This is a genomic window from Hymenobacter tibetensis (assembly GCF_022827545.1).
Lineage (GTDB): Bacteria > Bacteroidota > Bacteroidia > Cytophagales > Hymenobacteraceae > Hymenobacter > Hymenobacter tibetensis.
In genome coordinates, this window is the sequence record NZ_CP094669.1 from 420,049 (window position 1) to 431,349 (window position 11,301).

Annotated in this window: 8 protein-coding genes; 5 read left to right on the forward strand and 3 right to left on the reverse strand. The window is 56.5% G+C overall.

Translation table 11 applies throughout. The features are described from left to right. Positions 1 to 24: 24 nt before the first annotated feature. Positions 25 to 1,410 carry a magnesium transporter gene (mgtE, locus tag MTX78_RS01670; protein ID WP_243799328.1) on the reverse strand — a complete coding sequence of 462 codons (1,386 nt, stop codon included), beginning with the start codon at positions 1,408 to 1,410 and terminating at the stop codon, positions 25 to 27. A gap of 356 nt (positions 1,411 to 1,766) precedes the next feature. Here mgtE and MTX78_RS01675 point away from each other — a divergent pair, with 356 nt between their 5' ends. From MTX78_RS01675 to MTX78_RS01685, 3 genes are all read left to right on the forward strand, one after another. Then, positions 1,767 to 2,582 carry a cyanophycinase gene (locus tag MTX78_RS01675; RefSeq protein WP_243799330.1) on the forward strand — a complete coding sequence of 272 codons (816 nt, stop codon included), beginning with the start codon at positions 1,767 to 1,769 and terminating at the stop codon, positions 2,580 to 2,582. A 273-nt stretch (positions 2,583 to 2,855) separates the two neighbouring features. Further along, a complete protein-coding gene (locus tag MTX78_RS01680) occupies positions 2,856 to 3,998 on the forward strand; it encodes an OmpP1/FadL family transporter (protein WP_243799332.1) in 1,143 nt (380 codons plus the stop codon). Positions 3,999 to 4,020: 22 nt separating this feature from the next. Beyond that, complete coding sequence (locus MTX78_RS01685; protein WP_243799334.1) at positions 4,021 to 5,481, forward strand: SGNH/GDSL hydrolase family protein; 1,461 nt, start codon at positions 4,021 to 4,023, stop codon at positions 5,479 to 5,481. Positions 5,482 to 5,554: 73 nt separating this feature from the next. On the opposite strand, the gene MTX78_RS01690 is transcribed toward MTX78_RS01685, so the two are convergent. Beyond that, positions 5,555 to 6,565: a YpdA family putative bacillithiol disulfide reductase gene (locus MTX78_RS01690; protein ID WP_243799336.1), complete on the reverse strand. Its 1,011-nt coding sequence runs from the start codon at positions 6,563 to 6,565 to the stop codon at positions 5,555 to 5,557. A 217-nt stretch (positions 6,566 to 6,782) separates the two neighbouring features. Between MTX78_RS01690 and MTX78_RS01695 the strand changes: the two genes are divergently transcribed. Both MTX78_RS01695 and MTX78_RS01700 read left to right on the forward strand, forming a co-directional pair. Continuing rightward, positions 6,783 to 7,694, forward strand: coding sequence for a class I SAM-dependent methyltransferase (locus MTX78_RS01695; RefSeq protein WP_243799338.1), 912 nt, complete (start codon positions 6,783 to 6,785; stop codon positions 7,692 to 7,694). Positions 7,695 to 7,855: 161 nt separating this feature from the next. Then, positions 7,856 to 8,326 (forward strand): hypothetical protein, encoded by a 471-nt coding sequence (locus tag MTX78_RS01700; RefSeq protein ID WP_243799339.1) that lies wholly within the window; start codon positions 7,856 to 7,858, stop codon positions 8,324 to 8,326. Between the two features lie 75 nt (positions 8,327 to 8,401). Here MTX78_RS01700 and polA read toward each other — a convergent pair whose 3' ends face one another. Next, positions 8,402 to 11,299 (reverse strand): DNA polymerase I, encoded by a 2,898-nt coding sequence (gene polA / locus MTX78_RS01705; RefSeq protein WP_243799341.1) that lies wholly within the window; start codon positions 11,297 to 11,299, stop codon positions 8,402 to 8,404. Positions 11,300 to 11,301: the final 2 nt, after the last annotated feature.

Here is an 11,301-nt window from a genome sequence, read left to right on the forward strand (position 1 = left end):
CGTTTGCGCCGCATCAAGCAGGCGCTACAACAAGGTGCCGCGTAGCACCAGCGTGGCCACTGAGAAGTAGATAATCAAGCCGGTTACGTCTACGAGGGTTGCCACGAAGGGCGCCGAGGCAGTAGCTGGGTCGAGGCCCAGGCGCTTAAGCAGCATGGGCAGCATTGCGCCTGCCAGCGCGCCCCACAGCACAATGCCTAGCAGCGAGAAGCCCACCGTAATGGAAATCAGTTGCCAGTACTGACCGAAATAGCCGGGGTCGATGAGCGTAGCCCACAACACAATCCGCAGGGAGCCTACTACGCCCAATATCGCGCCCAGCAGCAAGCCTGATATGATTTCGCGGCGCATCACCATCCACCAGTCGCTGAGCTTGAACTCGCCCAAGCTCATGGCCCGGATAATGAGCGACGTAGCCTGCGAACCAGCATTACCCCCGGCCGAAATAATCAGCGGAATAAACAACCCCAGCACGGCCGCTTTCTGCAAGTCATCTTCGAAGTGGTGCATGGCCGACGTAGTCAGCATCTCGCCGATGAGCAGGATAACCAACCAGCCCGCCCGCTTTTTCACCATGCCCCAGATAGAGGTAGCCAAATACGGCTCATCCAAGGCCTCGGAGCCTCCCAGCTTCTGAATGTCCTCGGTGTCTTCTTCTTCTCGGATGTCTAGTATGTCGTCAATGGTCACGATGCCGAACAGCACACCGTCGTCGTTGACGACGGGCAGCGCTACCCGGTCGTTGCGCCGGAACACGTCGATGGCCTCTTCCTGGTCCTGCATGGCCTTGAGGTTGACGTAGCGGTGGTCCATTAGCTCGCGTACCTGCTTTTGCGGGTCGGCCAGCAAGAACTCCCGAATGCGAATGTCGTCAATGAGGACGCCTCGCTCGTCGGTCACGTAAAGCACACTCAGCGTTTCCGACTGTCCCCCGTGGCGCCGAATGTAGTCGAGCACTTGCTGCACCGTCCAATGCTCCCGAATGGCAATGTAGTCGGGTGTCATCAGGCGGCCCACCGAGTACTCGGGGTAGCCTAGTAGCTCCAGCGTCACCTTGCGCTCCGGCTCCGACAGCGTTTGAATCAGCTCCTTCACGAAATCATCGGGCAGGAACTCCAGCAATGCCGTCCGGTCGTCGGGCGACATTTCGTTGAGGATGTTGGTGATTTTCTCTTGGGTCAGGTTGGTCAGGAAGTGTTTTTGCACTTCCAGGTCGAGGTACTCGAACACCTGGGTGGCCAGCTTGAGTGGCAGCAGCCGAAAAATGATGAGTTGTTCCCGCTCTTCTTCTTCCTCGATCAGCTCTACTATCTCAGCCGGCTCGTATTTTTTAAGAAGTTCTTTGAGCTTGAAAAACTCGCCCTCCTGAATCAGGGACGTAATGTGTTCGGTGGTCGGATGCTGATTCATGAAAAAAGAAGGGAGTGTCTCGCTAGGCAGATGGAATTAGTGACCAAAAGGCGCGCAAAAATAGCCTGATTCTGTGGCTCAACCGCATATCGGGTGAAAAATAGCAGGGCATCTCCCTGACCGCTGCTGTTCTGCTTGCAGCGCGCCAGCGGCGGCCACCTGCCACCGTAAACAAGCCAGGGAAACCCACCCCAGACGGAGGGAAGAGCTAGCCTATACGCGCAAAAAGGGGTTGCGGAACAGCCAAGCAGACCAGAATACCAATTCTTAACACGGAAAATAGAAACGTAGCCGCTTCTTAACCAGCCAAAATTTCTGGCTGCGCGTACATTTGAACCGTTTCCTTCGCGTTTCTCATGCCCCAACCGACGCCCGCCGCCTTACCACTCGGCACGCTCGTTGCCCTCGGTGGCGGCGACGATGATGCCCTGCTAGCGCTGCTCTGCGACCTGCTCCCTACTCTCGATACGCCCGTCGAAATCCTGACGACGGCCTCCAGCAACCCCGCCCGTACGGCCGCCGCCTACGAAAAGGCCTTCCACGACCTGGGCTGCACCGCGGCCCGGCACCTGCCCATCAACCAGCGGCACCCCGCCGATACGCCCGCTACGCTGCGCCGCCTCAGCCGCGCCGGCCTGGTTTTTTTCACCGGTGGCGACCAGCAACTCATCAGCGAGTTCATCCGGGGTACCGAGTTTCTGACGCAGCTCAAGCACCGCTTCCAAACCGAAGCGGGCTTTATGATAGCCGGAACCAGCGCCGGCGCCGCCGCCCTGCCCGAGCGTATGCTAGTGGAAGGCTACGGCTGGCGAGCGTTGCGCAAAGGGGGCATCCAAACAATGGCCGGCCTAGGGCTGCTACCCGACTTGTTTATTGATCAGCACTTTGTGGAGCGCGGACGGTTTGGGCGGCTAATGCACGCCTTGTTGGCCCATCCAACGTGCCTGGGGCTGGGGCTGTCAGAAGAAACCGGCATTATCATCCGGAGCGGCAACGTGGCAGAAGTGTTTGGCGACGGCATCATGATGATGATGGATGCTCGCCACTTGAAGAGCAGCAACCTCGGCCGGGTAGGGAAGGGAGAGCCAGTAAGCGGCCAAGACATGCGCGTGCATATGCTGGTGTCAGGACAGCAGATAAATTTGCAGACCCGGCAAGTGCTGGCGGGTTAAGTGCATTTAGTACCAGAACCGGCCCGCCGCTCGATAAGTGAATATTGTATAAATCCTATGATTGCTCTTGAGTATGCCTTGAAATTGTTAGGCAAGCCTACTACTCTTGATTTTTTTCAACTACATTTAATGCCATAACCCCAACTTCTCACCCACTTACTTTAATCGTATGAACTTCAAATCTTTACTCCTCGCGGGGGGGCGCTGCTTTCGGGCACAGCGGCCTCGGCGGGCGGTTACCAAGTAACGCTGGCCGGGCAGAAAAACAACGGTATGGGTGGCGTCGGCGTTGGCTTGTCCCTCGACCAGGCCGCTATGTTCTACAACCCGGGTGCTTTGGCTATGGTCCGCGACCGGGGTGTGCAGGTGGGTGTAAATGCTACGCTGGCCCGCAATGCCTTCGTTGCCGAAGGCGGAAGCCAGCAGCGCCAACTCCGCAACAGCACCGTAACCCCTTTCAATCTGTACGCGAGCTTCGGTCCGGCTGAAGGCAAATTCCGGGCGGGTATTGCGGTATATACGCCTTTCGGTAGCAAACTTCAGTATGCCGACGGGTGGGAAGGGCGTACCAGCCTTACCGATATCACGCTGGAGTCCATTTATGTGCAGCCTACCTTCAGCTACGCCATCACCGACCAACTGAGCATCGGTGCGGGGCTGATGATACTAGCTTATGGCTCCGTGAACTTGCAGCGCGACATCCCGCTGCCCGATTCGTTTGGACATGTTGAGCTAGACGGCAAGGCTGAGAACAAGCTCGGCTTCAACGTTGGGGTATTCTTCAAGCCTTCCGACAAGTTGAGCGTGGGTATCAGCCACCGCTCCAAGATTGATGCGCAGGTGAAAGACGGCGACGTTACATTCACCAACGTAGCTCCCGCGTTTGCCGCCAACTTCCAAGCCACCAAGTTCAACGCTACGTTGCCATTGGTAGCCACTACCAGCATCGGTATTGGCATCATGCCGAACGAGAACCTCACCATCGGCCTCGATGTGAACTACGCCGAGTGGAGCAAGTACCGCACGCTGGTGTTCGAGTTCGACCAAAACGTAGCAGGCTCCAACCGCAGCGAGTCGAAGCGCTTCTACGAAGATGCGCTTACGTTCCGCGTAGGTGGGCAATACAAGCTCACCAGCGGCCTGACGGTTCGGGCCGGTGGCTCCTATGACGCTAGCCCCGTGAAAGACGGCTATGTAACGCCCGAAACGCCCGACAACGACCGGATCAGCGGTACGCTGGGTGCTTCCTACGCCTTCGGCAAGTTCGGGGTGGACCTGTCGGCCCAGTACGTTTCCATCCAGAAGCGCACCCAAACCACGCAGGACCTGCTCAACAACGGCACAACCGACCGGATTGCCGGTACCTACAAAACCAATATCGTGATTCCGGGCATCGGCCTGAACTACAACTTCTAATTGCGCCTTGCATCCCACCACAATGACTACTTCTCTATTCCGCAAGTGCGCGCCGGTTGTGGCGCTGATGGGTTTGGGGCTCACTGCCTGCCAACCCGATATCGAAGACGATTTCACGCCTAGCGCCGGTTCGGTTGATTTCACCCGTTATATCGCCGTAGGCAACTCCCTAACGGCCGGATTTCAGGACAACGGCCTGTATTTGGAAGGCCAGCAAAAATCGTATCCGGCTCTGTTAGCTGAGCAATTTCGTGCCGTTGGTGGTGGCGAATTCGTGCAGCCACTATTCCCTGCCGGACAGGAAAATGGATCGGGCTACGTGCGGCTGGTTGGCATCACCAACGGTTCGCCGGTCACGGCTAACGTTCCTGGCAATGCTGGCCGTGTTGCGCCAACTTCAGCTCCGTACACCAAGTTTACGGCTGCTATCAACAACTTAGGCGTACCTGGTATTCGTTTGTCGGATATTGAAACGGCTGGCTTTGGAAACGTTCGGACTACGCCGTTGAATGCTAACACGTTCAACCCGTATTTCGAGCGTATTACCCCAGACGGAAGCAATCAAACGTACTTGCAGAGAGTTGCCACTGAAGCTACTACAGCCACGTTCTTCACCAACTGGCTCGGCAACAACGACGTGCTTGGTTTCGCCACTGCGGGTGGTGCTGCCAGCAGTCTGACAACACCGGCCAACTTCACCGACAAAAACAACAAAGTAGTTGACGCGCTGACGGCGGGTGGTGCCAAAGGCTTGGTAGCTACTATCCCCGACGTAACCAATATCCCGTTCTTCACGACGGTTGGGCCTGTACTACGAGCAACTTTGACAGCTAGAAACGTAGCAGGAGTTGTTATTACTACCGGTGGGTTCAATACCACTCCGGGTATGTCGGCTACTCGCCGCTCAATTGCTACTACCACCATTCGGGATGCCAGCGGCAATGGTAACCAACTGTTCACCTTGACGGCGTCGCCTTACTTGCCTCTGATTGGTGTTCCTAACAACGGCAGAGCGTGGCGTGATGTATTCAACCAGGCGCGGCCTTCTTTGCCTCCTATTGTTACGTTAGGTTTGTTCCTAGCATTGCAAGGCGTAGATACCACGAAGCAGTTCGGCATCACCGCTGAAAACCCAATTCCTAGTACGCTGGTATTGGATGACACAGAGCAAACTCAAGTGCGTAATGCTACTACAGCCTTCAACACGGCCATTACCAACAAAGCCAACGAGAAGGGCCTAGCCATTTTTGATTCCAACACCTTCTTCAGCGGGGTTGCACAGAGAGGCTTAGTCACCAATGGTGTGTCGAATACGGCAAGCTTCGTTTCCGGTAACCTGTTCTCACTCGATGGCGTGCATCCTACACCTCGCGGCTACGCTGTGATAGCCAATGAGATGATCAAGGCTATTAATGCGAAATACGGCTCGCGTATTGCGCAGGTGAATCCGAACAACTACCGTGGCGTGCAGTTTCCACGTTAAGTAAAACGCTCTTAATCTAAAAGCAAAAAGCCCGCAACTGCTAGCAGTTGCGGGCTTTTTGCTTTTGCAGTGATTATGCTTGAGGCGTGAGCTGCACGGGTTGCAGCACTTCGGGTAAGGCGGGTGCGGCTCGGCCAGCCAAGTGCGCGGCTATGACCTGGGCGTGGTAGCGGCCGTTTTCAATAAACCAGCGGCTGGTGTTGAGTCCTCCACAAACGGTACCTGCTAGGTATACGCCAGGACGGTTGGTTTCCAGAGTTTCGGCGTCGTGAGTGGGCGTCTGGGCCGCGTCGAGTTGGCAGGTGATGCCGAGGGCAGCCAAGAAGCTGAAGTCGGGATGGTAGCCGGTGAGGGCGTACACGTAGTCGGCAGGGACAGTGAGCGGACCTTCCGGGGTGTCGAGCTTCACGGTGTCGGTGAGGATACGCTGAATCGTGGTGTTGAAATGCACCTTGATCCGGCCTTCCTTGATGCGGTTCAGCAGGTCGGGCCGAATCCAGTACTTCACCGAATTGCTGATTTCCGCACCCCGCACTACCATCGTGACGCGGGCGCCGGCCCGGAGGAGTTGCAAGGCCGCTTTGGCCGAAGAGTTTTTAGCCCCAACTACCACCACATCCTGCCCGACGTGAGCATAGGGCTCCTTGTAGTAATGGTTGACGTGAGGTAAATCTTCCCCAGGCACGTTCAAGTAGTTAGGTACATCATAGAAGCCGGTGGCTATAATAACGCTGGCACACTCGATGCGGCCTTTCTCCGTTACTACTTCATACTTGCCAGGTTCCCCTTCCAACCCCGTAACCCGCTCATAGAGGCGCAAATTCAGGTTTTCAGTCTGGGCCACCCGGCGATAGTAGTCGAGGCCGTCTTCGCGCAGGGGCTTGTAGCTGCTGGTTGGGAACGGGTGCCCTCCGATTTCCAGCAACTCCGGGGTGGAGAAAAACTCCATGTTGGTCGGGTAGCCGATGATGGAATTCACCAATGCTCCTTTGTCAACTACTACTGCTGTAAGGCCAACCCGCTGCACTTCCAGTGCGCACGCTAAGCCTACCGGGCCTGCCCCAATTACAACTACATCAACCATAATTACCTTTCAACAACAAATGAAGATGCGCGCTGACATCTAAAGTTTCAAACCCCATACCTCTGCCCGAAGTTGTACGAGGCTGGGCTGGTTTTAGCGTTCTGCCCGGCCTTACATAAGGAGTGCTGGGCCACCAACCACTCCTAGAACAGACAAAGCCTACCTGCGGGTTTCGCAGATAAGTGCGAACTTGCCTCTTAGTTTGATTCAGAGCACTATGCGTACTTGCGACTTATGTGGGCATACGGCGTTTCGGCCGCGTCCTTTCTACTACGTTTTTGAAGGCCAGCGCCTGCAAGGTATGCAATGCCAGCACTGCGAGTTGGTATTTCTGGATCCCCAGCCAACGCCGGAACAGCTAGAGCGACTCTACGGCAAAGAGTACTTCACCGAGCGCCCCAACTACGACCGGACCGTTCAGGACCAAAAGTTCATCGAGGAAGGCGTTGCGCTGGACCTGACTAAGCCCCGCGCCGACAAGTTCACCGATTATATGATGCGCCGTTACCCCGGCCGCCAGTTTCGGTACTTGGAGGTAGGCTGCGGCCCGGGTTACACGCTGAAAAGCCTGCAAAGCCTGGGTTGGGAAACGCACGGCCTGGAAATATCCGCTCACGCCGCCGATTTTGCACGCCGTGAGTTGGGCCTGCCCGTCGTGACGGGCAACATCGAAACCACCGAGGACTTCCAGGAAAACCAGTTCGACCTGGCGTATCTCGGCGACGTGCTGGAGCACTTGCTGTCACCGTCGGCGGCGGTGGCCAAGTTTGGGCGCATTTTAGCGCCGGGCGGGTTGCTGGTGTTGGCGTTGCCCAGCGTGCTCAACCTGCCGAGCATGCGGGCGGGTTTTGCGCTCTATGGCTTGCTGGGCAAGCAACGCCGTATGGATATACCACCGTATCACCTCTATGAGTTCACGCCGGATACTATCCGGCAGCTGTTAGCCAAGCACAACTTCGAGGTAGTGGAATTGCTGAACCCGGTTAAGAAACCCCAGCAGATTCGTTTGGGTGGCAACCCTCTGGAGCAAGCCGGTAAGCTGGTAGGGCAGTACCCTACCTACTGGCTCAACCAACTCACCGGCCGCTTCGGCGACCGGATGTTTGTGGTAGCCAAAAACAAGAAGTAGCCGCACTAGGAAAACAGAAAAGGCAAGCGTGCTCACAGCACGTCATATTGGAAAATCAGCTACTACCTGCGCGGCAAAATACCTACTACTAGGTATTTCCGCCGCTAGCTAGGCTTTCTACTTTCGTAGGACAGCTCTTTTTCACCTTGTTGCCCTATTGCATGAAACGTATTTACTTGGCCTTGCTGCTCGCTAGCAGCGCATTTACTGGAGGTTGTGGCCTTCTGGGTGGAGATGATGAAGAGGAAACTCGGAGCGAAATCCTTGCTTCGGGGGAGTGGCGCCTGATCAGCTTCGTCTCTCAAACTGGCACGCAACCCGCTAGAAGCTTGATAGAGGCTTGTGACGAGGATGATTTTTTCAGGTTCTTAGAAGACAAGTCGTACGCGGAAGAACGCAACCAGCGCATTTGCTCTAATGCCACAAACTTCCCTCCAGTTGCCCTTGGCACTTGGTCTCAGACGGGGGACGTGGAAACTATTACGATTACCAACTCCACCTCGGCGGGTGGGATGGTGCTCGTGGGCACGTGGCAAGTAACAGAGCTCAACAACAATTCGCTGAGACTAACCGCTACCACAACCGTGTCGGGCTCCACGCGGGTGTCAACGGTGGAAATGAGGCACCAATAACTACTAACAGAAAACCCGGCTACGACAGGTGTAGTGTCGTAGCCGGGTTTTCTGCTTTTAAACCGTTTAGCGCTTCTAGTGCGCTTGCAGCCAATTGTTGCCGGTGCCTACTTCCACTTCCAGTGGCACGCCGCGGGGTAGGAGCAGGGCCGTGGTCATCAACTCCTTCACTTTGGGCGTGATGTAGTCGATTTCCTCTTTCACGGCATCGAATACCAGTTCGTCATGCACCTGCAAGATCATCCGCGTGGCTAGCTTTTCGTCGTGCAGCCAGTCGTGAATGTTGATCATTGCCTTCTTGATAATGTCGGCGGCGGTGCCTTGGATGGGGGCGTTGATGGCGTTGCGCTCGGTGTAGCCGCGTAGGGTGGCGTTGCGCGAGTTGATGTCGCGCAGATAGCGGCGGCGGCCCAGCAACGTGGTGGCGTATTCCAGCTCCCGCGCCTTGTTGATGCTTTCGTCCATGAACTTCTTCACAGCCGAAAACTCCTCGAAATAGGTGTCAATGATTTCGGTGGCTTCCTTGCGCGAGATGCCAATGCGCTGGGCCAGACCGAACGCCGAAATGCCGTAGATAATACCAAAGTTGACGGTTTTGGCTTTGCGGCGCATCTCGCCATCCACTTGGTCGAGGGGCACATGGAACACCTTGCTGGCGGTGCTGGTATGAATGTCTTGACCTAGTCGGAATGCCTCAATCATGGTTTTGTCGCCCGAGAAATCGGCCATGATGCGGAGCTCTACCTGCGAGTAGTCGGCGGCTAGCAGCACATGGTTCTCGTCGCGCGGCACAAAGGCTTTGCGGATTTCGCGGCCTTTCTCGGTGCGAATCGGGATATTCTGCAGGTTGGGGTTGGTGCTGCTGAGGCGGCCGGTAGCTGTTACGGCCTGGTTGAAGCTGGTATGCACGCGGCCGTCCAACTCACACACCAACTGGGGCAGAGCTTCCACGTAGGTGGAGCGTAGTTTAGTGAGCTGGCGGTGCTCCAAAATCAGGCCGGCCACGGGGTTGTCGGCGGCCAGCACACTCAGGATTTCCTCGCCGGTGGCGTATTGGCCGGTTTTGGTTTTCTTGATTTTGCCGCCGCCCAGTCCGAGCTTGTCGAACAGAATTTCGCCAAGCTGCTTCGGCGAGCCAATATTGAACTCCTGCCCGGCCGCCGCGAAAATCTGCTGCTCTATCTCTTGGATGTAGCCTTGCAGCTCCGCCGAGTACTCGCCCATGGCACCGGAGTCAATCTTCACACCCTCGTACTCAATAGCCGACAGCACCGGCACCAACGGATTCTCCACCTCGTTCAGCAAATCCAGCAAGCCTACTTCCTTCAGCATCGGCTCGAATACGTGCTTAAGCTGCAAGGTCACGTCGGCGTCTTCGCAGGCGTAGTCGGATACTTCGGCCGGTGGGAGGTCGGCCATGGTTTTCTGGTTTTTGCCTTTGTTGCCGATGAGGGAGGTGATGGCAACGGGCGTGTAGTGCAGGTAGGTTTCAGCCAGCACGTCCATGTTGTGGCGCATATCGGGCTCCAGCAGGTAGTGCGCCAGCATGGTGTCGAAGAGCGGCCCTTCCACTTCCACATTGTAGTGGCGCAGTATGGTAAGGTCGTACTTGATATTTTGTCCGATCTTGAGGATGCCCGAGGCATCAAAGAAAGGCCGGAACTCGTCAATTAAGGCTTGCGCGGCGGCGTGGTCGTCTTGCGGAACGGGCACGTAGTAGGCCTCACCCGGCAGCCAGCAAAACGAGAGACCCACCAGCCGGGCCGTCATGGTATCGAGGCCCGTAGTTTCGGTATCGAAGCTGACCTCAGTTTGCTGAAGCAGGAAGTTAAGTAACGACTGGCGCAACTCGGGCGTGTCGATGAGGTGGTACTGGTGCGGCACGTCGGCGAGGGTGAGGCGCGGGCCGGCAGGCGCACCGAAGCTGCCTGTTTCGCCTTCCTCAGCCCCAATAGCTACGGCCGCGTCAGAACTGTTGCCAAACAAGCTGGCTTGGCTGGCGGGTACTTTCGGCCGCCGCGAGCTTGACCGTGGGTTGGCGCGGTCGTCAGCAGTTGCTGGGCCACCGGCCTTTTCACCGCCACCCAAAATGCGCGCAGCCAACTGCCGGAACTCCAGCTCGTCGAACAGCTGGCGCAACTGGTCTTCGTCGGGTTTGTCGAGCACCAGCTTATCGGCTTCGAACTCAATGGGTACGTCCAAATGGATGGTAGCCAGTTCCTTGCTAAGCAACCCCTGCTCGGCGAAGTTGCGCACGTTTTCCTGCTGTTTGCCTTTCAGCTCGTCCACGTTGGCAATCAGGTTCTCCACCGAGCCGTACTTCTGGATCAGCGTCTTGGCCGTCTTCTCCCCGATGCCGGGAATGCCAGGAATGTTGTCGGAGGCATCGCCCTGCAAGCCCAAGATGTCGATGACTTGCTCGGGCCGCTCAATCTCGAAGCGCTGCAGCACGTGCGCCACGTCCAATATTTCGGCCGCATTGCCCATGAATGCCGGCCGGTAGATTTTCACGCAGTCGGTTACCAACTGGCAGTAGTCTTTGTCGGGCGTCATCATGAACACCTCGCCAAAGCCCTGCGCCTCGGCCCGGCGCGCCAGGGTGCCAATGACGTCGTCGGCTTCAAAGCCATCCACCACCAGAATCGGGATATTGAAGGCCTTGATAATCTTCTTGATATACGGAATAGCCAAGCCAATGTCTTCGGGCATGGCTTGGCGTTGCGCCTTGTATTCGGCAAACTGCTCGTGGCGAAACGTCTTTTTCTGAGCATCGAATGCCACGCCGATGTGGGTGGGTTTTTCTTTTTGCAACACCTCTACCAAGGTGTTAGTGAAGCCCAAAATAGCCCCGGTGTTGAGGCCCTTGGAATTGACGCGCGGGTTCTTGCTGAACGCGAAGTGGGCGCGGTAAATCAAGGCAAACGCGTCGAGCAGGAAAAGCTTGTGGGGTTGGTTGGCGGCGGTATCGGTCATGA